Raw genomic sequence first — 23,900 nt, 5'->3', positions numbered from 1 at the left:
TCAAAAACCTGTGCAAGAACTGGCACGGGGTTTTTGTCAAAAGTGCAACAAATGGCAAAAATCACGTTTTTCAGGTTTAAAAACTGTTTAAAAACAGTCGGTTGAAAAAGTACCAAGGTTGGTACGCTCGCTGCTCTCTATCCCTCCCGCCACTGTCGGCATAGCGTGAGTGATGAGGGATCAAGCGTGGAATCGAGTCGTGTTCAAACGGAAGCGAAAGTCATTGCCGCCATCAAACTGGATTTGGGCGGTCTGGCACACAGCAGCGAGAAAAAGTTGCGCGGTTTCATTACCAAACGGGTATTCAATCCAGCCGATGTCGACGATCTGATGCAGATGACTTATCTGGAAGCCTGGCGTAACCAGCACAAGTTCACCGGGGCATCGAAACCGGAAACCTGGTTGTTCGGCATTGCCACTAATCTGGTCAGCAATCACTTCAAAAACTTCTATCGCCGGCCGCAGAACACCGTGTTGGAAGATTCAGGAATCGAAAGCCTGGAATATGGTCATGATCCGAGCCAGGTCAGTGAGCACCAGCGCTTGCTCAGCCGCACCCTGGAAGCCATCGACGACTTGTCGGTTGACATGCGCGCCGTGATTGACCTGGTCGTGGACTCAGACATCAGCTATCAGGACGCTGCGCAGCAACTGGGCGTGCCTATCGGCACTGTGCGTTCTCGCCTGGCGCGGGCCCGGGGCCAGTTGAAGAGCAGCGTCTATAACGAGAGGGCCAGCGCATGAACGTATTTGTCCGCCGGCCTCAGCCGACTGTCCTGCCTAGGGGCGTACGTGAATCCTGTGACGCCGATTTGCCGGCAATGATGGACATCTTCAACGAAACGGCGGGAACCGGCGCCAATTCCCCGGTGACCCGGCCCATGACGCTCGAAGAAGTGACGTTCTACATCAACCTTTATAAACGCGACGGCTTGCCGGTGTATGTACTGGAGCGCGGCGGCGAAGTGGTTGGCTGGCTGTCGATCAATCGCTTCAGTTGGGGGACTCAGGCGTGCCGCAATACCGGTGAAACGGCGATTTATGTGCGCGCCGATCGTCACGGCAGCGGCATCGGCGTACGCCTGGGCCATGCCACGGTGATACTCGGCCGCCAGTTTGGCCTGGAAACCCTCGTGGCCTGGATCATGGCCGCCAACGTCCCCAGTCAGCACATCGTGCAGTCGATCGGTGCGGTGCTTTGGGCGCGCTTGCCCCGTATCGCCCGTTTTGGCGAGGAGCGGGCAGACGTGCTGTTGTTCGGGTTGCCGCTGTGCGAGGAGGGCCTGGCCATGGCTCGGCCGCTTGATGTTGAGCAGGGGGCTTTACGCTAAGGGCCCATTTTCATCCACTACTGTGCAGCGGCGACTCAAGTCGCCGCTGCCGAGTGTATTCCCGACGCACAGTGGCGCGGCTTACTGCTTGGGCATGGTGGAGCGTTTTACCGGCCCCTTGCTGCTCAAGATGCGCCGTGCGGCATGGACCGCTCGCTCCGAAAGCGCTTCCATGCGCGGTGATTGCAACGCCCAGGCGTGCCAGTAAAGCGCTACATCGGTGAAGTGTTCCGGCGCGACGTCCACCAGATCCCGACTTTTGAGCAAATCGCTCACCTGCATATACGGCACCATCCCGTAGCCGAGACCACGGCGTATGGCTTTGAGGCGTGCTTCTGGAAGTGACAAGTAGTGCGTGGGGTAGGCGTCTGCGTGCAGGACGAAACGTGACTGCATGAAATCAGACTGCAAGGTGTCCTTGCGCGAATAGGCAAATACAGGTGCCTTGCGCGCAGCAGAGCGGGTCAAGCCCTTCGCAAACCATCGCTCCTGAAACGCTGGCGATGCCACCAACTGGTAACGCATTGACCCCAGCGGCTCTGTAAAACAACCTCGCATAGGCTCTGAGCGTGTGCCGATGCAGCCGATCACCTGACCACTTTCGAGCAATGCGTAGGTGTGATCCTGATCGTCGACCACAACGTCGAGCAGAATGTTTTCGTTGACGAATATCTCGGCCAGTGCAGGAAAGAACCATGTCGCCAGGGTGTCGCCATTGACCGCGATGACCACACGCAGATGATCTTGTTCGTCGCCGGTCAGATCATTGAGGAGTTCTTCTTCAAGCACTGTCGCACGGCGAAGATAGAGCATCAGTTTTCGTCCCGTCTGGGTGGGCTCGCACGGCCTTGCGCGCACGATCACTGAACTGCCCAGACGAACTTCCAGAGCATGTATGCGTTGCGATACCGCCGACGGCGTTACGTTAAGACGTTCTGCCGCCTTCTCGAAACTACCGCTGTCGACCACGGCCAGGAACGCCTGCATCTGTTTTGCATCAAGTTGCATGGCCGCTACGCTCGTTAAGTATTTCTAATGGTCACTGAAAGATACTTCGTTTTTCTTCATCTCGATAGCGAACTGCTCAATCATTGCGCCACGGCGACATAGAGCAGCTTTGCCCCGCGCAACGCGTCGCCCAAGGCGTCATCGAAATTCCGGATGACAGCGTTGAAGCGTTATTGACCCCGTAGGGTGAGCGTTATGGAGAAACAAATGTCCAGCGTCCGATACTTGCCATGAAACTCAACATGATTATTGCTGTGAGTGCTGTTGCATTGGTCTGTAACTATGTCTGGCAATCCCACGACTTGAAACTGGGACCCTATGAGTACCAGGCCTCGGCGAATAGTCTACTGTCGCAAGGCACTCACCCAGGCGCGCGTCAGTTGGCCTTGAACCGCGCCAACAACAAGTGTGCATCGCTGGGAAAGCAAGTCGGTGAGTTTGATGTGCAATCGCGCATGCCGGCGGATCAGGAGCATGAAGTGGCCAACGTGACGTTCGTTTGCAAGTGATCTCCCTCACCGCAATCCGAATCAGTCCAGGAACCTTGAAACCTTAAATCTATAGGCGGTACAAACCATGAAGTTAATTATTGTTGCGGTGCTCGCTACGCTGTTGAGCGCGTGTGTGACCTCTGTTCACGATTGGGCCAGGTCAGGCGCAAGTGCTGCTGACATCCAGCACGACAAAGCTCAATGCCAGTACCAGGCCAAAGCAGCAACTGCCAGCTACCATTCAACGCCGGCGGCGAACGACAAGACCCACGGCATGGGCAGTGCCGTGGGGGATGGCATCGTTATTGCGGAAAAACAGATCGACCTGACAAATGATTGCATGCGCCTCAAAGGTTACGTTGGTCAATGAGCCCCTGTTGCCACTGGCCAGTGCGCTTCGAACCCGTTGGACAAGTCGCCGTTTGTTTATAGTACAGTCGCCGCCGAAACACCTGTCGCCGGATGCTCCAGGCAATGGGTGTACAAAACATCGACAGAGTAATGTGGCTTTCAATGAACACTTCTACGGCGACAACCGAGGGCAGTTGGTATCCGGTCATTGCACTGGCCCTGGCTGCGTTTGTGTTCAACACCACCGAGTTTGTACCTGTCGGTCTGTTGAGTTCGATTGGCAGCAGCTTCGACATGTCCACCGCTCAGGTCGGTTTGATGTTGACGATTTATGCGTGGGTTGTGTCCCTGGCGTCGCTGCCCATCATGCTGATGACCCGCAACGTCGAGCGGCGCAAGTTGTTGCTCGTGCTGTTTGGGATATTCATCGTCAGTCACATCCTGTCGAGTCTGGCGAACAGTTTCGGTGTCCTGCTGGTGAGCCGGGTCGGCGTGGCGTTGTCGCATGCGTTGTTCTGGTCGATCACGGCCTCTCTGGCGGTGCGCCTCGCGCCAGCGGGCAAGCAGGTCCAGGCCCTTGGTTTGCTGGCCACCGGTACTTCCCTGGCGATGGTGCTGGGAATTCCCCTAGGCCGGCTATTGGGCGAGGCCATGGGATGGCGCACCACCTTCATCGTTATCGCGGTGCTGGCCACTGTGCTGGTGTTCTGGCTGGCCAAGGCCTTGCCGTTGTTGCCCAGCCAGAACTCAGGCTCGCTCAGAAGTCTGCCCCTGTTGTTGAAGCGACCTGCGCTGGTAGCGCTCTATCTCCTGACGGCCGTCGTAGTGACGGCCCATTTCACTGCCTATAGCTACATCGAGCCTTTCATCCAGCAGGTGGCGGGCCTGAGTGGCGATGTGGTGACCCTTATTTTGCTGCTATTCGGCGGTGCGGGCATTTTCGGCTCGCTGCTGTTCAGTTGGCTGCACCGCTATAACCCGCAGCGCTTTCTGATCATCTGCGTGTCGTTGCTTGCCTTGTGCCTGGCATTGCTGTGGCCGTTGAGTGGGAAGGTCTCGTACCTGGGCGCGCTGAGCCTGTTCTGGGGGATGGCAATCATGGGGTTTGGGCTGGCGTTGCAGTCCAGAGTCCTGGTGTTGGCTGCGGACGCGACCGATGTGGCGATGGCGCTGTTTTCCGGGATCTATAACGTCGGCATTGGCGGCGGGGCACTGCTGGGCAGTTGGGTCGGCGGCCAGTTAGGCTTTGCGTTCACTGGCGTGGTGGGCGGTACGTTGGCGGCGCTGGCACTGGCGTTCTACTGCTTGTCAGTTTCTCGAATCACTCGGCCCGGAGCTTGAAATTGAGCTCACGGGCCTTTTGATTGAGTTTTAATTCCAGTTCGAACCGAAGAGGCGGGTGCAGTCGCCCATCGGCGCAAGATGTGCCCTTAGCCAAAGAAAGATCATCATCGACAGGGAGGACGGAATGAGCCAACCCCCGACCTCCATGCGCCGAGCCTTAATTACTTCGCCGACGTTTTCAACACTTCAATCCATACTGCGCCTTTGCCCGACGCCGCTTCACCGACACGTTTCAGCGCGCCGTTGTTGCTGATTGCGTAAGTGCCGACTTTTTCGCTTTTCTCGCCTGTCACCAGCAACCAGCGCCCATTGGGTGAAAAAGCGATATTGCGTGGCTGCTTCTCTTGGACCGGGTAATTATCGATGAAGCTCAAGCCGCCTGTTGAAGGGTCAACTGCGAATGCCGAAACCGAACTGCTGGTGCGCTCGGTCATCAACAATAGCGAGCCATCGGGCGAGATCCGTAGGTCCGCCGCCCATATGCGTGGTGTCGGGTCGTCCTTCAAGTCGTTGTTACGTGCATCACGCACTTCGCCGTGAGCCAGTTTCAAACGCTCGGGAATGCCATTGGCAACGGCAATCTGAGTCAATGCGCCGGTGCTGTCATTGATTGAAAACGCTGTGACCGTGCCGCTCATTTCACCGACCACATACAGGTATTTGCCATTCGGGGAAAAGGCCAGGTGCCGAGGCCCGGTATTGTCCGCGACACGGATGTAACCGCTGCCGATAGGGGTGAGCGCGCCGGTGGTGGCATCGAGGCGATATTGCAGGACCTTGTCCGCACCAAGATTGCCCGCGTAGGCAAAACGGTTGCTCGGGTCGGTACGAATCGAATGCGCATGCGGGCCTGTCTTGTAGCTCAGGATGCTGGCAGAAGGCTGATAGGTCTTGTCGATGGGCTGAACGGTGATGGTGTCGCCACCGTAGGATGCAGCAAGCAGGGCGTGTCCTTTTCTGTCGGTAGACAGGTAAGCCATGCTTTCTGCCAGCGGCGCTTTGGACAGTGGAGTCAGATGTCCGCTCTTGGGATCGATGCTGTAACCCAGCACCTGGAACGGCTTGACTCGCAAGGCCGCAAACAACACTTTGCCGTCAGGGGTGATGGCCATGGGGTTGACCTGATCACCGGCATTGACCTGGTCAATCAGGCGCAGCGCGCCGTTGTTCTGGTCAAGGCTGTACTGGGAAATCAGCCCGTCTCCCGGGCTCGAGATATAGGCAAAGGTGTCGGCATTGGCTTGCAGGCTGAGACCGTAGACAACCGCAGCGGTCAAGAGGAGGGGCGTTCTCACAGATGATCCCTTATTTTTATGATTGTGGTCAGTCATCCTATGACTGTCCTTGGATGACATCAATCGCTATTTTCTCAGGCTGGAAAGTTACCTCTTGGTTGAAAAGCGGTTTTTTTACCTGAAATTGGCGTGATTCGATGACGTTCAAGGAGCACGACAATAACCCGCGACCTTAAAACATTTCTAAACACACGGATTCGAGAGGTGTTCTAAGACGCCGTATCTTTCTTGCTTGAAGGCAGGTATCGGTATCGCCCTAAAGTGCGCACCGTCGCGGTCGATAACTCAATTACGCATGGGCTCTATCTCCTTATAACAACACATGCAACGTTCAGCGCTAGCGTTTCTCCTTGCCAAAACTATAAATACCCGCAGGTGAAGTCATGAATATCAAGCAGAAGCTGACCTGGGCGTTCGCGGCTATCGCGTGCGTCCCGGTCATTTTGGTCGCCGTTTTGGTAGTGCTGAATCTGCGAGAGGGGGCCCAGGCCAATTTCCTCGACAGCAGCGGTCGCGAGATCCGCCAGATCGACAATGGCATGAAGCAGTTTTTTGACGGCATCAGCCAAAACGTCGACTACGTAGCCAAGGATCCACGCGTTATCGCGGCCAAAGATCTCAAGAACTACGCTGGCGCCGATGCAGCGCAAATCCCCCTCACTCAGACCAACAAAGAGCTGCTGGCGATATTCGACCAGTTTGCCAAAAGCCATCCGAGTACCGCTTACCTGTCCTTGGGTCTGAGCGACGGCGGCTACGCCAGTTGGCCAGACGACACCAAACTGAACAGCTACGACCCGCGCGTACGTCCCTGGTACAAAGCGGCCATCGCCGCGCCAGGTGCCACCGTGCGCACTGGTGCCTACTATTGGGCCCCGGACGATGTGACGCTGATCGGCACCGTGCACACAGTCGCCGACGCCGCCGGGAATATCCTGGGCGTGGTTGGCCTGGACGTGTCGCTCAAACAGCTCACCGAACTGGTGCGCAACATCAAGCTGGGCGACAGCGGCTACCTGATGCTGGTGGAAGCCAACGGCAACGTGTTGGTAGACCCCAGCGACGCCAAGCACAATTTCAAACCCTTGGCTGACCTGGGCCCCAACTACGCCGAACTGGCCAAGCGAGGCGACGGCGTGACCCAGATCGAGATCGATGGCGTACCCTACATGGCCAACGTGGTCAGTTCCAAGGACCTGGGCTGGCGCTTTATCGGTCTGATCAAGCGTGATGAAGTGATGGCTGACGCCACCCGCCTGACTTGGTTGATCGCGGCCATTGCAGCGGCATTGGCGTTGGTGTTTGCGATTGTAGGCGCCAGCTTTGCCAGCGTCATCGTGCGTCCGATTCGCGGCGTGGCCGACGGCCTGCAAGAAATCGCCGAAGGAGAAGGCGACCTGACGCGCCAACTCAAGGTGCAGGGCAAGGACGAAACCGCCGGTCTGGCGGGCTGGTTCAACCAGTTCCTGGGCATGATTGCACAATTGGTGCAGCGCATCGGCAATGCCTCATCTGACCTGCAGGCCGCCGCCGCCGACTCCAGCGAAGTGGCCAACAACATGAACCAGGCTGCAGGTCGCCAGCGTGAAGCCGTGGAACTGGTGAGCACGGCGTTCAACGAAATGGTCGCGACTGCCAACGAAGTTGCGCGTTCGTGCAGCGCCGCCGCGTCGAGTGCCGACGAAGGCTACCGCGATGTACATGACGGCCAGCAGCACATAGGCGAAGCCACCGGCAGCGTGCTCAAGCTCAGCGAAGACCTGCAAAAGTCCACCCAGACCATGCAGTTGCTGGAGCAGGACAGCCAGAACATCAACACCATTCTCGACACCATCCGCTCGATTGCCGAGCAGACCAACCTGCTGGCGCTCAACGCAGCGATTGAAGCGGCACGCGCCGGAGACCAGGGCCGAGGCTTCGCCGTGGTCGCCGACGAAGTCCGCGCCCTGGCGCGTCGGACAGCCGACTCCACCGGCGAGATCGACAGCTTGCTGGGCAATCTCGCCCGCCGCACCCAGGAAGTCACGCAGCAGATGCAAGGCAGCCTGCAGGTGTCCCACGCCAGTGTGGAACGCATCCAGCAGGCGCGTGACAGCTTCGACAAGATCCGTGGCTCGGTGGACTCGATCCGCGACCAGAACACCCAGATCGCCACAGCCGCCGAAGAGCAGCACCAGGTGGCCGAAGAGATCAATCGGCACATCGCGCAGATTCATGCCGATGCCCAACTGGTCGAAGGCTTTGCCCAATCCTCACAGACTGGCTCGGGTCGATTGACAGAAATTTCTGGTCAGCTCAAAGGCCTGGTGGGTCGCTTCAAATATTAGTATCCCTACCCGAGTGAAGCGGTGAACTTTCATCGTTTTCACTCGGCCAGTCTATCGAATGGTCGAAGCGATTCTCGGCAATACGTACTTGGTGTTCGTCTAAAGACTGTCAGGGTCGCCGAAAAACATCTGAATCCGCGACCGCAACCAACGCTCACCCGGATCGTTATCCTGCGACCCGCGCCAAGCCATGTGCAGTTCAAACGTTCGGGTCGGCAACGGCGGATCTTCTGCTCGAACACCACCGGCCGCCGTGAGTGCATCGGCGGTGTAGTCCGGCACGGTTGCGACGATGTCGGTGCCCGCCAGCAACGTGCTCAAGCCGTTGAACTGCGGCACGGCGAGTACGACATGGCGTTTGCGGCCGAGTTTTTCCAGTTCTTCGTCGATAAAGCCACTGAGGTCACCAGCGAACGACACCAGCGCATGCGGGCGTGCGCAGTAATCATCAAGGCTAAGTGGGCCGGGTACGGTGTCGGCACGTAACAACTTGGGCTGACTACGGCGCAAGACCTTGCGTTTGGCGTTAGCCGGCAAGTCTGTGGTGTAGCTGACACCGATGGAGATTTCGCCTGATGCCAGCAAACCCGGCATCAGGATGTAGTTGACCCGACGCACCACCAGTACGATCCCCGGCGACTCGGCGCGCAGGCGTTTTAGCAGCATGGGCAGCAGAGCGAATTCGACGTCATCGGACAAACCGATGCGAAACACCGAGGTGCTGGTCGCCGGGTCGAACTCCGCTGCGCGGCTGACCGCGGTCGAAATCGAGTCGAGCGCGGGCGAGAGCAGGGCGAAGATTTCCACCGCGCGGGCGGACGGCTCCATGCTCCGGCCGGTGCGCACGAACAGTGGGTCATCGAACAGGCTGCGCAGGCGCGAAAGCGCCGCGCTGATCGCCGGTTGCCCGAGAAACAGTTTTTCCGCCGCCCGGGTCACACTGCGTTCGTGCATCAATGTTTCGAATACGATCAACAGGTTCAGGTCGACACGACGCAGGTCATTACGATTCATCTGGAGTCCTGGCAGAGTCATCAAGCTTGACGAGAGCGGCCATATGAGAACAATGGCCGGCATGAATCTTACGGGGAAAGGCTGTTACTCTGCACCCGTAAATTCAGTTTTACTCAGACGGTGGCAGCCGTTTTTCATGGATTTCACCCATGCCACCCATGCTGCGGAATCAATGACAGGCATGTCGACTATTAATAGCCACTGATAGTCTTGGGTTAAAAGCCCAGATAGAGTTCAGGGCATTAGAGGTTACTTTGACGAGGTTTGCGATGTCCCGCACGATCCGTTTTCACAAGTTTGGTCCGGCCGAGGTGCTCAAATGCGAAGAGCATGCGGCCGCTCAGCCAGGTCCTGGCGAAGTGCAGGTGCGTGTCGAGGCAATCGGCATCAGTTGGTACGACACGCTCTGGCGTCAAAACCTGGCCTCGTCCCAGGCACGCCTGCCATCAGGCCTTGGCCATGAGATGGCCGGTGTGGTCACGGCGGTCGGTGCCGATATCGAAGACCTGTCCGTTGGTGACAAGGTCGCCAGTTTCCCGGCTGAAAGCCCGAATGACTACCCCGTCTACGGCGAGTCGATTGTGCTGCCGCGTACCGCGCTGACCCGTTATCCGGATGTGCTCAGCCCAATCGAAGCGAGCGTGCATTACACACCGCTGCTGATCGCTTATTTTGCTTACGCCGATCTGGCGCGGGTCAAACCGGGACAGTTTGCTCTGGTGACCGACGCCAGCCATTGCGCCGGCCCTTCGTTTGTCCAGTTGGGCAAGGCGATGGGCGTGCGGGTGATTGCCGCGACCAAGAAGGCGCAAGAGCGCGAATACCTGATGTCCCTTGGCGCGGAAAAGGTCATTGTCACCGAAGAGGAAGATCTGTTGATGCGAATCAACAAGATCACCGACAACCGTGGTGTCGACGTCGTCTTCGATGGCCTTGGCGGTCCGCAGATGTCGCTGCTTGGCGATGTCCTTGCACCGCGTGGCAGCCTTGTATTGTATGGTCTGCAAGGCGGTAACCAGACGCCATTTCCAGCGTGTGCGGCGTTCCAGAAAAATATTCAGTTCTTCGTGCATTGCATCGGCAACTTCACCGGCAAACCGGAACTGGGCATCACCCAGGATCACGTCGCCCTGCAACGAGCCTTGCGTGACATCAACCAGTTGACCGCTGACCGCGTGCTGGTGCCGCTCAAGACCCGTGTATTCCCGTTCAACGAGTTCGTCGAAGCGCATCGCTATATGGACGAATGCCCCTGCCGCGAACGGGTCGCTCTTCAAGTCGAACCGGCGTAAAGCCTGGCCCTGGAGTCCGTGGCCCCACGGACTCCTTTGCGTTTATCCCCCCTCTGCAGAACAACAGACTTCCTTGGCGCTGCCTGCGGACAGTTCAGCAACTGAACTGGTTTTTGCTCCCGATCTGTATCTTCTAATCGAACTATAAGCCCTGATAATTGAAGGATTACTTTCATCTCAAGGAATGAGCCATGGCTGTGCATTCAATTTGTCCTGCATTACATAAAACGGCTAGCGCTGTTGAACGCGCCGACTCCTGTTTAATTGTTGTAGGCCTATTCGGAAACTACTTCTCTATTTTTTGTACTCACTTGTCGTGGGACGTTGTGGGAAGTTTCCTAGGAATATTCAACATAGAAAAAAACCAAACAAATACAGGGGCTTGAAGCTGTCCTCCGGTGATTGGCGGGCTTTTAGCAGCTCAAGTGTTTCAAATAACTACGAATTTGTAAGTGTTAGCATTTGAGCGTCTATTACTTACTTGATGAATTGTCGTGCGGCTGATATTTCCGTCGTTATGGCATGAAACTTTTGATACCGGGTAAATACCGATGAGCACGATCCATGACCAGGCTATGAATTATGTCTACCAGCAGGTATTGCAGCGTTTGCTGAGCTTCTTTTCCCGTGCAGAGCGCACGGCGTTGCAGTTATTGATACAGCGACTGGCCGTGGCCGCTGGCGGCATGGAGAACATTGGCCATTTCAAGGTGCTGGTGAACCAGACCGGCTCGCGCGACAGTTGTTACACGCTTGCATTGCTGCGGGCTGCGCAGTTGAGTATCGCAGGGCGTGCACCCGCGACCTTCCAGTTGCGGGTGGCGACTTTGCGCTGGAATGGCAATAGCCAGACGGCATTGCAAAACATGCATCGCAGCTACAGCGCACTGTTTCTGTACGATGACCCACGAGTCGAGTTGTTGATGGTGGATCATCGTCAGGTCTTGCCGTTTGATCATCAGGCACCTATCTGTGACGAAGGGCGTGAGGCTAACCGTATCAACTTGCTGCTGCTCGGTCACCGCAGGACCTTCAGTGAAACGCTGGAGTTTTGGGATGACGCTTATCTGGCCACCGCCGAGTACTACGGTCAGGTCGCCCGCTGGAACAATGGTGTCGATGCGATGATCGGTAGCGAATCCCCGCGCCGTCAGAAGCAATTTCTCGATGGGTTGAACCGTGCGGTGCAGAAAGCGGCAATCGCCGGGTCGCTAGCCAGTTCCGCGGGCTTCGAAACGCTTTTTCCGCTGCTTGACGGACTCGGTGGCGACTACTATCGCGAGTTCTATACGGACGAGGAGCGGGTCGCGTGGCGTCCTGAAGGTCAATTTGAAACCTGTCGACGCACCAGTTTCATCGGCATCAATGACATGATCGTCGGCAAGCTTGAAGAGCGCTGGCCCTTGCTGAGTGACTTTCTTGGATTTCAGGCCGATGACCTGGCGCTGTATCAAGGTGATGATGAGTACGCCGATCCCCTGGTGGCAGCGCATTTGTGTGGCCTTCAGGCGCGACTCATCGAGGGGCGAACCTACGAGGCGGGTATCAGCGATTACCTGCAAAGCTGCCTGGCAACGATGCGCGCAAAACAGTTACCCGAACCGGTGTGCGAACAGCTGCTTTCCAGCTTTGGCAATCTGCAGGAGCCTGGCCAGTTGCGCTTGCAGGCGGAGTGCTGCCTGCAAACCCGTTTTGATCTGAGCGAAATCCAGCTGACGTGTCTTTTGTTCGCACCGTTCATTGATAGCGGTTGCGGGCTTGAACGGTTCCTGCGCAATTGCCATCCCGGGATGTTGGTTGCGCTGCCGGATCTGCACCGGGCGATGCAGGGCCTGCATGCACCCGAGCAGGTCCTGAAGTGGATGACCGATGTCAGCGGTTTGTCGGTCGGACTGATTGTTCGTCTTTACGCCATGAGTCCGATTCAGATGCCTTCCCCCGGCGAAGTCGCCGAGCAAAACGCGAGCCTGGACGGGGTAGATTCCGGGTCGGCAGTCGATCGGTCGGCGGAAGGCTGATCGTGATCCATTTGCCAAAAGGTGAATCAGAGCCCATGAAGGCGAGCTCGTGAAAGCAACGCGGGAAAACGACTTCGTTTATCAGGCGGTTTATCGTTATCTGACGCAACTGATCGATGACGCGGGGAGTGGTTCGGCAGCGCGCTTGCCCTCACTGCGCCAACTGGCTGATCGGCTGAATGTCTCTATCTCGACCGTCCAGTACGCCTATTCGCTACTGGAAAAGGAGGGGCGAGTCTATTCGATAGCCAAATCCGGTTATTACGCGCAAGCATTGCCCGCCATGGATTTGCCCGGTAGCGGCAGGGATATGCTGGAAACTGTTTACGTCAACACCAAGCGCCCGGGAATGCGCGTGTTGAGCGACGACGATCCGGCATCACTGCAATCGCTGGACAGCCCGTTGTTGATGCTCGAACGTGAACTGCTACGCCAGTATCCACGCCAGCCGCAATGGTTGGTGCAACCCAGCGGTGAACTGGAATTGCGCACGGTCCTGGCCGCACGATACACCTCGTCAACGGTTAACTGCTGGCATGCGGATGACGTCTATATCGGTGCCGATCTTCGTGGTGTGCTGGAGATACTCATTTCGGTACTTGAGTTGCGCGGGGCCACCGTGGTGGTCGAATCGCCCTGTGATTGGGTGATCTTGCGTCTCCTGGAGGCCGCCGACGTGCGCGTCATCGAGTTGCCACTGCTGGACGGGGGAGTGATTGATCCACAACGACTGGAGTCGTTGCTCAAGAAAGAGTCGGTGCGGCTGATCCTTTTGTCTTCGGTATTGAGCATGCCTCAGGGGAGCCTGCTGTCTCAGGCCAATCGGCAGACCGTTGCGCATCTGCTGGGGTGCCATGGCACCTGGGTTCTGGAAAACGACTGCTACAGCGAGTTTGACGAGCGGATAGACTCCCGGCGCCTGCGGGACTGGCTGGATCCCGATCGCTTGCTGGTGTTTTCCTCGTTCGAAAAATTCATCGGTGCAGAGGCACCGTTCGGTTTTGTCCTTTCGCATCATTGGCGCCGTGAATTGCAACGCCATTTCCTGCTGCGTGCGTTCCGATTGTCACCCATTCGCCAAAAGGCCATCGCCAGACTGTTGGGGGGTGGCCGGATGGATCAGCACCTGGCCGTATTGCGGCGGATGCTAAAGGAACGCCGTACGCAATTGATCCAGCTATTGCGCGAGCGCCTGGGCGACGCGCTGCAGATTGCAGAACCGCAGGGTGGGGCGACTGTGTGGGTCCGTTCGTTACGGCCGGTCGATATGGGTAACGTGTTTCAGCGTCTGCTCAAGCAACAGATCATTATTGCGCCGGGGGAGCTGTTCAGTCTGCAGGGGTTGCATGCGCACCATCTGCGTTTGAGCCCGCTGGGTCTTGGGGATCACGAACTGGTCAGCGTTGTCGGGCTATTGGGCGACGCATTGCGTCTGGCGCCCGACGATTAACGTTAAAAAACATCGCAAGTGTGCCGGATAGATCCCATCGCGCTGCGGTCAAACTGCCAGTAAACTGCGCTCTATTTCTGAACCACTCTATTCCAGAGGTTTTGCATGACTCTCAGTCCTTTTGCGGGCAAACCGGCACCGGCAGAATTGTTGGTCGATATCCCGCGACTGGTGACGGCTTATTACACCGGCCAGCCTGACGCTTCCATTTCAACGCAACGCGTGGCGTTCGGCACCTCTGGTCACCGGGGCAGTTCCTTCGATTTGAGTTTCAACGAATGGCATGTTCTGGCCATCAGTCAGGCGATCTGCCTTTACCGCGAGGCTCAAGGGATTACCGGTCCGCTGTTTGTCGGTATCGATACTCATGCACTGTCGACCCCGGCCGGGGCCAGCGCGCTGGAAGTACTGGCGGCCAATGGTGTGACAGTAATGATCGCCGAAGGTGATGAATACACGCCGACGCCTGCCATCTCCCACGCCATTCTCTGCTACAACCGTGGCCGCACCTCGGGCCTGGCCGACGGCATCGTCATTACGCCGTCGCACAACCCGCCACAAAGCGGTGGCTACAAATACAACCCAACCAACGGCGGCCCGGCCGACACCCACATCACCAAGTGGATCGAAGCCAAGGCTAACGAACTGCTGGTCAATAAACTGGCTGGCGTTAAACGGATCAGCTACGAGCAGGCGCTCAAGGCCAGCACCACTCACCGTCACGACTACGTAAACAGCTACGTGGCCGATCTGATCAACGTGATCGATTTCGATGCGATTCGTGATGCCAGGCTGCATCTGGGCGTCGATCCGTTGGGCGGAGCAGGGGTGCGCTACTGGTCGGCCATCGCCGAGCACTATCGTCTGGACCTGGAGGTGGTGAACAAGGAAGTCGATCCGACGTTCCGTTTCATGACCGTTGACTGGGACGGCCAGATTCGCATGGACCCATCGTCCAGCTACGCGATGCAGGGATTGATTGGCCTCAAAGATCGTTTCGACGTGGCGTTTGCCTGCGACCCTGATCACGATCGCCATGGCATCGTGACGCCATCTGGTGGTTTGCTCGCGCCGAACAATTATCTGGCGGTGTCCATCGATTACCTGTTCCAGAACCGTGCGCACTGGCGTGCCGATGCCGCCGTGGGTAAAACCGTGGTCAGCAGTGGTCTGATCGATCGCGTCGCCAAGCGCCTGGGTCGACGTCTGTACGAAGTGCCGGTCGGTTTCAAATGGTTCGCTGAGGGGCTGTTCGATGGTTCGTTGGGTTTTGGTGGCGAGGAGAGCGCCGGCGCATCGTTCCTGCGCAAGGATGGTGGCGTTTGGAGCACCGACAAGGACGGCCTGATCCCGGCATTGCTTGCCGCGGAAATGACTGCTCGCAACGGTCGCGATCCAGGTCAGGCTTACAACGCGCTAACCGCCGAACTGGGTGAACCGTTCTCTGTGCGCGTTGACGCCAAGGCCAATCCCGAACAGAAAGCCCTGCTGAGCAAGCTGTCGCCTGCGCAGGTCACTTCGACCGAGTTGGCCGGCGAGAAGATCCAGAGCATCCTCAGTCACGCGCCGGGCAACGATCAGGCCATTGGCGGTCTGAAAGTCATGACCGAAAACGGCTGGTTCGCAGCACGTCCGTCGGGCACTGAAGATATCTACAAAATCTACGCCGAAAGCTTCATTGGCGATGATCACTTAAAGCAGTTGGTGGCCGAAGCGCAGACCTTGGTCGATGGTGCCATTTCCAGCCAGTAGGGCTCGATAAACGCGAAGCCTAAAAAAGGGGCAGCCGTCATGGCTGCCCCTTTTTTGTTTGTTGAATCAAGCAATCAAGCCAAATCCACCAATACGATTTCACTGTCTTCGATCGCCGTAACCGTCAGCACCTGCTCCTGTGCAATCGCTACACCGTCTTGAGCTTGTGCACGCAAGCCGTTGACTTCAATCACGCCGGTGGCCGGAACCAGATAAGCCCGGCGCCCTTCATCAAGGTGATACTCGGCGGTTTCACCGGCCTTGATATTGGCGGCGACCAAGCGAGCATCGGCGCGAATTCGCAGGCTCTGGTCGTCACCGTCCTTGCCGCTTGCCAAGGTCACGAAGCCTTCGCGATGCCCTTTCGGGAACGGTTTCGCACCCCACGACGGCGCAGCGCCGGTTTCGGTCGGCAGAATCCAGATCTGGAAGATTTTGGTGTCCTTGGCTTCCAGGTTGTACTCACTGTGCGCGATGCCGGTGCCGGCGCTCATCACTTGCACATCGCCCGCTTCGGTGCGGCCCTTGTTGCCCAGATTGTCCTGGTGGGTAATCGCACCTTCACGCACATAGGTGATGATTTCCATGTCGCGGTGGGGGTGTTGCGGGAACCCGGTGCCGGCGGCAATCACGTCGTCGTTCCAGACCCGCAAATTGCCCCAGTTCATGCGCTGTGGATCGTAGTATTCGGCGAACGAAAAATGGTGATGGGCATCCAGCCAGCCATGATGGGCGCCGCCCAGCGAGCTGAAAGGTCTGAGTTCAAGCATGATCGTCTCCTCAAAAAAGGTTCGTCACGGGGCGCTGTGTCCGCACCCGGCACAAGACCGGTGGTTTATGACGGCGATCATCTATCAGGAAGGTATCGATAAAAAGCGTAAAAAATGCGGCATCAGCATCGAATAACTTGATGAAAGACCACGTCGAAACTGTCTCCCGCCACTTTCAATTCATCACCTAAACCAATGAGCTGTAAGCATTTCGCTAGAACTCAACAGCAAATACAGACACCATAGCCGCCAACCGCCTTACCCACTGGAGCCCTTCGCGTGGCGCAACACACCCCCGATCTTCCTCCCGAACTTCGTCCATTGGCCGAGATGCCCTGGTTCAAGCGTCTTGCTGCGCGTTTCTTCGGCCATGGCTTGACCCGTCTGCGCGCCCAGCATCGGGCATCGTGGTTGCACGGCCAGGCTGACGGTTTTCGCAGTGGTCACACCGCAGGCGTCGAGTACGGCTATAAAGAGGGCAAGCTCGATGGGCTGGAGGAAGGTCGGCAGGTCTTGCTGATTCGCGACAGTCGCAGCACCGAGCATTGCCCGCCGGGTGTCGATAATCACTTGTTCGATGACTGGCGCCTGCCGTTGACGGCCGAGCTGAAGAAACGCATGAAGGCTGATGTCGCGCGTCTGCTGCCAGCACATGCCCAGCCGAGTGCTGCGCAGTGGAAGATGATTTTCAGCGATACGCCTTCGACTTCCGTGGTTGCCGGTGCCGGCGCGGGCAAGTCGACCACGCTGGTGTTGCGTATTGTGTTGCTGACGCATTACCTGGGTTTTGAGCTCGATTCGATGACCGTGGTGACGTTCACCCGCGAGTCGCGCAAAGACTTCATCAATAAACTGATCGAGTTGTTTGCGCTCTGGGGTCAGGCTTTGGGCCTGAAGCAGGCACGAGAGTTGGTGCGAACCTTTCACTCGCGAATCCTGCCGATGGTGCGCAGCCTGCCGGGTTTCGAGCGTTTGCAGGCATTTGAGAACCTTAGTCATCGGGCTCCGGGCGCTGACGAGGAGGTCGACAGCAATCCGTTCGACCTGCGCATCAACGACGCCCAGCGCCAACAACTCAATGCCTGCTACCACCGCTTGGTCACTCAGGACGAGCGATTCCGTCAGCTAATCCAGCCGATGGCCAAGGCAGGCATGCAGCTCAAGGAGCTGGAGCGCGATCACCCGGATGTACAAAAACGCATGGCCGTCACCGAACTGGCGGCCAAGCGGGATGAAGAACTCTGTGATGCCATTGAAGATTTGTGGTTTCGCGCTGGCGCCTGGCCTATCCAAGGGGTCGAACCGAATCGCCAGACCTTCGAAATCAACGGTTCGACATTCCATTGCCATGGCTATATCCCCAACCTTGATGCCTGGGTGGTTCTGGGTTTTGACCCACGGGAAGATGCGCAGCTCAGCCGGCCAAACGCTAAGCTTTCCATACGCGCAGAGTGGGCGGTAAAACGCACCCTGTTTCAAGCATTCTGTCGTAAGCCATTGATATGGCTAGATACTTACGAGTCATCAAGGCGTGTTCTCGCCACTTTGGCTGGTGATGCCAGCGCCGGCCCGGGCTTCGATTACAAGGTCAAAGGCGAACTGGCCTCGGCGCCACTGCTCGACTGCTTCGTGTCGGCAGCAGGCTTCATCGAGAACCTGGGTCTGGATGTGCCAGACGCTGTCGCTCGCATGAGTTTTGCCAAGGATGATCCGGACCGGTTTTTCTTCGAGGCGCTAAGCCTGTTCTGGCGGGCATTCGAAGACCATCTGCTCGATCAAAAGCCACCGATCATGACCTACAACCGTATGTTTGCGCTGTTCAGCGAGCACTCGCCGGAAAACCTCAAACTACTCAGCGATGAGTTACTGCGGCCGATGTCGCACCTGATGATCGATGAATTTCAGGACGTTTCGCCGCAGATCGTTTCGTGGATTCGCGCCAGCCTCGGCGAAATCCGCAGTCGGGGGCCGGCCATGCATGTCGGACGCGGTGCGCAGCGGTCGTCGCTGCTGTGTGTGGGCGATGATTGGCAGTCGATCTACGGCTGGCGCGGCAGTTCGCCGAGTTATTTCATGGCGTTCAACCAGGAGTTCCCGTCGCCGAGCACCACCCGGGTCATGCTCAGTGACAACTATCGCAGTCATCAACACATTATCGATGCGGCTGAACACATCGTTCGTGCCGCCCCGGCCATTCCCGGCAAGAAGGCCAAGGCCAGCGGTGAGCCCAAGGCACTGCAGCCGGTCAACGTGCTGGAACGCGACGATCAGGCCTTGGGGCAGCGCCTCGCCGAACACTATCGTCAGGGGCATTCGATCTTGATGCTTTATCGAAAAAGTAGCGATAAGTCATTGATTGACGAGCATATTCGCTCAGTAGTTAATGTTGATTCGAGCTTGCCGTACGAAGCGCGGCGCTTGAAACAACTGACGTATCACAGCGCCAAAGGCTTGCAGGCCGATGCGGTGTTTTTGCTCGGTGACTGTCAGCACTTGACCAGTTCGCCCTACAAGAATCAGGTCTACCGCATGGCAGGATTGGGCAAAAGCGGCGACAACGAGCCTTACGACAGCGCGCAGAAAGATGAAATCCTGCGCCTGGCGTACGTCGGTATCACCCGAGCGGTGAGTCATTGCTACTGGTATGTCGAACCGCAGGAAGCGCAAGCAGTGAACATGCCCCGGGCGTCCGACCGGATCGCCAAGGGCAAGCCGTTCTTCGTTGATCACCGTGCTGCAAGGCAAAGCGCCTGAAAGCATCATCCACAAAAAAACCCGTAAAAATACGGGATTTTTTTGTTTTAAATCATAACCTTACGCGTAATTCCTAAAAGACTCTGGAGGAATGAAAGCTTCCAGCTCATCCTCCACAGCCTCGATAATTCGCTCGACATCCGCCGCATTCATCACCGTGGCACAAGGAATGCCGGCGATGGCGATCATGGTTTCGCCGCTGGCACGATCAAACAGACGGGCGATCATGCTGCCCGGCGCATCCATCGTTGCCTCGAAACCCATGGGATGAAAATGCCAGCGCATCAGCTGGCATGCATTGGGGAACGTGACTTTGCTTGAACTTGTATTCATGTGTTGCCCGCCTTCTTCATCGAGCGCTTCCTTTTGCTCATGTGAGGTGGGAAGAGCCTTCATTGGCTCAACCGGTGATTGACATTAAAAGTAGCATCCTGATGTGAAACTACTGTGAGATTTTTCAGTTCATTTTGCGATTGCTTCGCATTTTTTGATGTAAGTCACGGCCTACGCAGTCGTCGACAAAATGCCACTATGGATTAATCATTGATGCGCGTGGCGATCTTGGGCAAGCTCGAATCTTTTTCGCCGAGCCTAATATGCACGCCGACGATGACGGCCCCGAACAGACCCAGGCCACAGCCGCGACGGTCATGCGTTACCACTTGAGCTGGAGACACCGCGATCTGGACAGTGTCATGGCGCTGTACCACCCAGAGATCCAATACAACGATTTCTTCCAGAACCGTGCGCTCAGCCTCGATGACTTGCGTGAGTACGTGCGCGTGAGCATGCCGCGAGAATCCGACGAAACCCTTGAGCATTGCGACCGCATCCGCGTCGATGGCAACACGGCGTTCATTCAATACGAAGTGACCCTGCGCGGCGGTGACGGCCTGGTGTCGTTCCGCTCCAGCGAAGCCATCACGGTCAAGGACGGGCTGATCTGGCGCGTCAACGAATACGCTTCACTTGTGCGTGCGCAGGCCAGCAACAAGGCTGCGCCGAATCAGCGGCCAGCGGTCAGTCGGCTGGGCCTTTCGCCGCGACAGCTGAGTTTTATGGCCGAAGACCTGCAGCAATACTTCGAGCGTCAGCAGCCATACCTTGATCCACAACTCGACTTGCAGCGTGTGGCGAAGGAGTGTGGGTACAGCCGCAATCAGATTTCCTATTTGCTCAATCAAGTCCTTGGTCAAAGCTTCTATCGATACGTCAACCAGGCGCGGCTGCAGCATTTGCTCAGATCTCTGGACGATGCGGCCCCACCTCTGCGCATTGACGAAATGGCGTTCGCTGCCGGATTCAATTCAATATCGGCGTTTTATAGCTGTTTCCGCCAGCACACCGGTCAGTCACCCAAGGCTTACGCCAAACAAATTTCTTTGCGGGCACGCGCGCAAGACTTCGGCTGAGCAAGCGCACTAGGATCGACGCCATCGAAGGTTTTCAGTGGCGGAGTCTTGCATGCCGGCGTGGCGCACTATCAGTTTGTGGATGGATCAACTCGATGAGCCGCTGACCGCGCGGCCGGAGCTGACACAGGACCTTGATGTCGACGTGGCGATCATCGGCGCCGGTTACACGGGGCTGTGGACGGCGTACTACCTGAAGAAACACGCACCCGACCTCGACATTGCAATCGTCGAGGCGCAAACCGCCGGTTTTGGAGCGTCTGGCCGTAATGGTGGCTGGCTGATGGGTAATTTGCTGGGTGAGGAGCGCTTGCTCGCCGGGCTGTCACCGCAGCAGCGTCGCGCTTCGTATGATCTGCTGCACGCCATCCCCGACGAGGTCGAAGTTGTCATCGAACGTGAGGGCATTGACTGCGATTATCGTAAGGGCGGTGTGTTGTATTGCGCTGCACGTTATCCAGAGCAGGAAGCGTCTCTGCGTGAATACCTGGCCAAGCTGCACGCACAAGGCCTGACCGACGACGATTACCGCTGGCTCAGCCCCGAGCAACTGGCGCAACAGATCCGTGTCGCCAAGCCTTATGGCGGCATTTACGCCCCCCACGTAGCGACCCTGCACCCGGCGAAACTGGTTCGGGGGCTGGCGCGTACCGTGGAAAACATGGGTGTGAAGATCTTCGAAAACAGCCCGGTCACACATTGGCAGTCGGGCAGCTTGCGCACCGCCAAGGCGAGCGTACGCAGTCGCTGGATCGTGCCGGCGGTTGAAGGTTATTCGGTGACATTGCCGCCCTTGGGTCGCTATCAGTTGCCGGTGCAAAGCCTGATTGTCGCCACCGAGCCGCTGTCCGCTGCCACTTGGGACGAAATCGGCCTCAATCGCGGCCAGGCCTTCAGCGAGTTCAGCCGCCAAGTCACCTACGGCCAGCGCAGCGCCGATAACCGCTTGGTTTTCGGCGCCCGCGGCGGCTATCAGTTTGCCGGCAAGCTGCGCCACAACTTTGACCTGACCCGCGATGAAGTTGAACTGCGCCGTTATCTGTTCGGCGAACTGTTCCCACAACTGAAAAACGTGCAGATCACCCACGCGTGGGGCGGCAATCTCGGCATGTCCCGGCAATTCAAACCGCACATGCTCTGCGATCGGGCCAACGGTATCGCGCTGTCCGGCGGCTATGGCGGGGAGGGCGTCGGTGCCAGCCACCTCGGTGGTCGCACCCTGGCGGATCTGATTCTGGAGCGTGACAGCGAACTGGTTAACCAGCCGTGGGTGTTGCCCGATGGCGGGATTCACGCGCTGCGCGCCTGGGAGCCAGAGCCGTGCCGCTGGCTGGGCTACAACGCGATCATCAAGAGTTTCGTCCACGAAGACCAAACCCTGGTCAACCCGGCGACGGCGCCCTGGCGGCGCAAACTTGCCAGCCAAGTGGCGGGCTTCATGGAAGGTTTCATGCACTAAACGTTGTTTATTCACAAGACAGGTAACGCCATGAGCATCACCCAGTTCAAAAACACCGCCTCGCTGAAACTTGAAGAATCCAGCCCGGTGGCCGTGCCCCTCGGCGAGCCGATCGCCATCGCTTCGACCACCAGCATCGAGCGCGACGATGGCGTTGAAACCGGCGTCTGGGAATGTACACCCGGCCGTTGGCGCCGGCAGATCACCGCTCAGGAGTTCTGCCATTTCATCTCCGGCCGCTGCACGTTCACCCCGGACGACGGTGGCGAAACCCTGCACATACAAGGTGGCGACGCACTGATGTTGCCGGCCAACACGCTCGGTATCTGGGATATCCAGGAAACCGTGCGCAAGAGCTACGTGCTGATTTTCTGATTGTTTGATCCTTTGATTGCCTGCCAACAACAATAGCCTCTACAGGAATCGACTCATGATCCAGAAAACCCTCGCCTTGGCGCCGCTGTTGCTGGCTGCCTCCATCAGTCATGCCGCCGAAACGGTCAAGGTTTACAACTGGTCCGATTACATCGCGCCGGCCACCACCAGGAATTTCGAGAAAGAGACAGGCGTTGGCGTCACCTATGACGTCTACGACAGCAACGAAACCCTCGACGGCAAGTTGATGACCGGACAATCGGGGTACGACGTGGTGTTTCCTTCCAACCACTTCATGGCCCGGCAAATTCAGGGCGGCGCGCTAAAGAAGCTCGACAAGAGCCAGTTGCCCAACTGGAAGAACCTCAACCCGGTGCTGCTCAAAGCCTTGCAGACCAACGACCCGGGTAACGAGCACGGCTTCCCGTATCCGTGGGGCAGCACCGGCATCGGCTATAACGTTGCCAAGGTCAAAGCGGTGTTGGGCGACAATGCGCCCGTGGATTCCTGGGACCTGATCTTCAAACCGCAGTACATGGAAAAGCTGCAAAAGTGCGGCGTGGCGATACTCGACAACGGCCCGGAGCTGCTGCCGGCGGCGCTCAATTACCTGGGCCTGCCCCCCCACAGCAAGAACCCCGAGGATTACAAGAAGGCCGAAGCTTTGTTAATGAAGGTTCGGCCCTACATCAGCTACTTTCATTCCTCCAAGTACACCAGCGATTTGGCTAACGGCAACATTTGCGTAGCGGTTGGCTTCTCCGGCGACATTCTGCAAGCACAAAACCGTGCCAAGGAAGCGAAGAACGGCATCGATATCGGTTATGCGATTCCCAGGGAAGGCGCCGCCATCTGGTTCGACATGGTCGCCATGCCGGTCGATGCGCCCGACGAGAAGGCCGGTTACGCGTTCATGAATTACCTGCTGCGTCCGGACGTGATGGCCGGCATCAGTAATTACGTGCACTACGCCAACGGCAACGAGCAGGCCGACAGCCTGATCGATCCGGCGATCAAGAACGACACCAAGGTCTATCCGAGTCCGCAGATGATGGGGAAATTGTTTGCGCTTGAGGCTATGCCGCTGAACATCGACCGGATTCGTACGCGGGTGTGGAACAAGATCCGTACCGGTAGCTGATCCCGCAACAACCGTGGGGGCGGATTTGCTCGTGAAGGCGTCGTGTCAGGCAATGCGCTGGCTAACTGCCCATCGCTTTGGCGAGCAAACCCACTGCCACCTTTGTTTTCATTGTCTGTTTATTGATTGATAGCCATACACTGGCATCGCACTAATAAAGTGCATGAAAATGCGACGTGCCTAACAAAACGCAACTTACCTTTATTTAATATTTAAATAGAAAATCGTCAGGCAATTAGGCTAAACCCAGCCGTTTAGAACATTCTTTTATCGCCGTGCGCATTGTTTACGGGAGTTTTCCGGAACAGTTCAGTTT

At 57.3% G+C, this 23,900-nt stretch carries 20 protein-coding genes and 2 pseudogenes; 17 read left to right on the top strand and 5 right to left on the bottom strand.

The genetic code is table 11. The features are described 5' to 3' along the window. The first annotated feature begins 186 nt into the window (after window positions 1–186). Together AACY11_RS09275 and AACY11_RS09270 are read left to right on the top strand one after the other, a co-directional pair. On the top strand, window positions 187–744 hold the full coding sequence (locus tag AACY11_RS09275; RefSeq protein WP_339494500.1) for an RNA polymerase sigma factor: 558 nt from the start codon (window positions 187–189) through the stop codon (window positions 742–744). Beyond that, entirely contained in the window at window positions 741–1,331 is a 591-nt protein-coding gene (locus AACY11_RS09270; protein WP_339464243.1) for a GNAT family N-acetyltransferase, read from the top strand. Before AACY11_RS09275 ends, AACY11_RS09270 begins: the two co-directional genes overlap by 4 nt. 81 nt (window positions 1,332–1,412) lie before the next feature. Here the strand turns inward: AACY11_RS09270 and AACY11_RS09265 are convergent, their stop codons facing one another. Continuing rightward, on the bottom strand, window positions 1,413–2,339 hold the full coding sequence (locus AACY11_RS09265) for an HTH-type transcriptional regulator ArgP (protein WP_339494498.1): 927 nt from the start codon (window positions 2,337–2,339) through the stop codon (window positions 1,413–1,415). Between the two features lie 242 nt (window positions 2,340–2,581). On the opposite strand from AACY11_RS09265, the gene AACY11_RS09260 reads away from it, so the two are divergent. The 3 genes from AACY11_RS09260 (at window position 2,582) to AACY11_RS09250 (ending at window position 4,522) form a co-directional block, all read left to right on the top strand. Continuing rightward, complete coding sequence (locus AACY11_RS09260) at window positions 2,582–2,848, top strand: hypothetical protein (protein ID WP_339464241.1); 267 nt, start codon at window positions 2,582–2,584, stop codon at window positions 2,846–2,848. A gap of 67 nt (window positions 2,849–2,915) precedes the next feature. Beyond that, window positions 2,916–3,200 (top strand): hypothetical protein, encoded by a 285-nt coding sequence (locus AACY11_RS09255; protein WP_339464239.1) that lies wholly within the window; start codon window positions 2,916–2,918, stop codon window positions 3,198–3,200. Window positions 3,201–3,343: 143 nt separating this feature from the next. After that, a complete protein-coding gene (locus tag AACY11_RS09250) occupies window positions 3,344–4,522 on the top strand; it encodes a sugar transporter (protein ID WP_339494497.1) in 1,179 nt (392 codons plus the stop codon). Between the two features lie 164 nt (window positions 4,523–4,686). Here the strand turns inward: AACY11_RS09250 and AACY11_RS09245 are convergent, their stop codons facing one another. Next, window positions 4,687–5,820 carry a lactonase family protein gene (locus AACY11_RS09245; RefSeq protein WP_445261977.1) on the bottom strand — a complete coding sequence of 378 codons (1,134 nt, stop codon included), beginning with the start codon at window positions 5,818–5,820 and terminating at the stop codon, window positions 4,687–4,689. Between the two features lie 383 nt (window positions 5,821–6,203). On the opposite strand from AACY11_RS09245, the pseudogene AACY11_RS28350 reads away from it, so the two are divergent. Both AACY11_RS28350 and AACY11_RS28345 read left to right on the top strand, forming a co-directional pair. Continuing rightward, window positions 6,204–7,286, top strand: a pseudogene (locus AACY11_RS28350) (HAMP domain-containing protein); the annotation flags it as partial. 324 nt (window positions 7,287–7,610) lie between these two features. After that, a pseudogene (locus AACY11_RS28345) lies at window positions 7,611–8,147 on the top strand (methyl-accepting chemotaxis protein); the annotation flags it as partial. Window positions 8,148–8,246: 99 nt separating this feature from the next. On the opposite strand, the gene AACY11_RS09235 reads toward AACY11_RS28345, so the two are convergent. Continuing rightward, window positions 8,247–9,161, bottom strand: a complete 915-nt coding sequence (locus AACY11_RS09235) for a LysR family transcriptional regulator (RefSeq protein ID WP_242489501.1) — start codon at window positions 9,159–9,161, stop codon at window positions 8,247–8,249. A gap of 269 nt (window positions 9,162–9,430) precedes the next feature. On the opposite strand from AACY11_RS09235, the gene AACY11_RS09230 reads away from it, so the two are divergent. From AACY11_RS09230 to pgm, 4 genes are all read left to right on the top strand, one after another. Beyond that, the gene (locus AACY11_RS09230; RefSeq protein WP_339464234.1) at window positions 9,431–10,453 is read left to right on the top strand and encodes a zinc-dependent alcohol dehydrogenase family protein; all 1,023 of its coding nucleotides are present in this window, start codon (window positions 9,431–9,433) and stop codon (window positions 10,451–10,453) included. 551 nt (window positions 10,454–11,004) lie between these two features. Then, window positions 11,005–12,471, top strand: coding sequence for a hypothetical protein (locus AACY11_RS09225; protein ID WP_339464233.1), 1,467 nt, complete (start codon window positions 11,005–11,007; stop codon window positions 12,469–12,471). Window positions 12,472–12,520: 49 nt separating this feature from the next. Further along, window positions 12,521–13,921, top strand: a complete 1,401-nt coding sequence (locus tag AACY11_RS09220; RefSeq protein WP_339464232.1) for an aminotransferase-like domain-containing protein — start codon at window positions 12,521–12,523, stop codon at window positions 13,919–13,921. Between the two features lie 105 nt (window positions 13,922–14,026). Next, the gene (gene pgm / locus AACY11_RS09215; RefSeq protein WP_339464231.1) at window positions 14,027–15,673 is read left to right on the top strand and encodes a phosphoglucomutase (alpha-D-glucose-1,6-bisphosphate-dependent); all 1,647 of its coding nucleotides are present in this window, start codon (window positions 14,027–14,029) and stop codon (window positions 15,671–15,673) included. Between the two features lie 74 nt (window positions 15,674–15,747). Here the strand turns inward: pgm and AACY11_RS09210 are convergent, their stop codons facing one another. Continuing rightward, entirely contained in the window at window positions 15,748–16,443 is a 696-nt protein-coding gene (locus AACY11_RS09210; protein ID WP_339494494.1) for a pirin family protein, read from the bottom strand. Between AACY11_RS09210 and AACY11_RS09205 the strand changes: the two genes are divergently transcribed. Next, complete coding sequence (locus AACY11_RS09205; protein ID WP_339464229.1) at window positions 16,442–16,579, top strand: hypothetical protein; 138 nt, start codon at window positions 16,442–16,444, stop codon at window positions 16,577–16,579. The two genes, AACY11_RS09210 and AACY11_RS09205, sit on opposite strands and share 2 nt — an antisense overlap. A 143-nt stretch (window positions 16,580–16,722) precedes the next feature. Beyond that, window positions 16,723–19,197 carry a UvrD-helicase domain-containing protein gene (locus tag AACY11_RS09200; protein WP_339494492.1) on the top strand — a complete coding sequence of 825 codons (2,475 nt, stop codon included), beginning with the start codon at window positions 16,723–16,725 and terminating at the stop codon, window positions 19,195–19,197. A 60-nt stretch (window positions 19,198–19,257) separates the two neighbouring features. Here the strand turns inward: AACY11_RS09200 and AACY11_RS09195 are convergent, their stop codons facing one another. Next, a complete protein-coding gene (locus AACY11_RS09195; RefSeq protein ID WP_339464310.1) occupies window positions 19,258–19,530 on the bottom strand; it encodes a DUF1652 domain-containing protein in 273 nt (90 codons plus the stop codon). Window positions 19,531–19,793: 263 nt separating this feature from the next. On the opposite strand from AACY11_RS09195, the gene AACY11_RS09190 reads away from it, so the two are divergent. Genes AACY11_RS09190 through AACY11_RS09175 form a run of 4 tightly spaced genes read left to right on the top strand, consistent with a single transcriptional unit; the run spans window position 19,794 to window position 23,584 of the window. Continuing rightward, complete coding sequence (locus tag AACY11_RS09190) at window positions 19,794–20,609, top strand: helix-turn-helix domain-containing protein (RefSeq protein WP_339464226.1); 816 nt, start codon at window positions 19,794–19,796, stop codon at window positions 20,607–20,609. Window positions 20,610–20,661: 52 nt separating this feature from the next. After that, on the top strand, window positions 20,662–22,068 hold the full coding sequence (locus AACY11_RS09185; protein WP_339494491.1) for an NAD(P)/FAD-dependent oxidoreductase: 1,407 nt from the start codon (window positions 20,662–20,664) through the stop codon (window positions 22,066–22,068). A gap of 30 nt (window positions 22,069–22,098) precedes the next feature. Then, window positions 22,099–22,443 carry a cupin domain-containing protein gene (locus AACY11_RS09180; protein WP_339464224.1) on the top strand — a complete coding sequence of 115 codons (345 nt, stop codon included), beginning with the start codon at window positions 22,099–22,101 and terminating at the stop codon, window positions 22,441–22,443. Window positions 22,444–22,498: 55 nt separating this feature from the next. Further along, window positions 22,499–23,584 (top strand): polyamine ABC transporter substrate-binding protein, encoded by a 1,086-nt coding sequence (locus AACY11_RS09175; RefSeq protein WP_339494490.1) that lies wholly within the window; start codon window positions 22,499–22,501, stop codon window positions 23,582–23,584. The last annotated feature ends 316 nt before the right edge of the window (window positions 23,585–23,900 follow it).

The sequence above is a fragment of the Pseudomonas sp. RA_105y_Pfl2_P56 genome (assembly GCF_963970845.1).
Taxonomy (GTDB): domain Bacteria; phylum Pseudomonadota; class Gammaproteobacteria; order Pseudomonadales; family Pseudomonadaceae; genus Aquipseudomonas; species Aquipseudomonas baetica_A.
The sequence above is the reverse complement of the archived record's forward strand: the minus strand, read 5'-3'. Positions and strand labels throughout refer to the sequence as shown.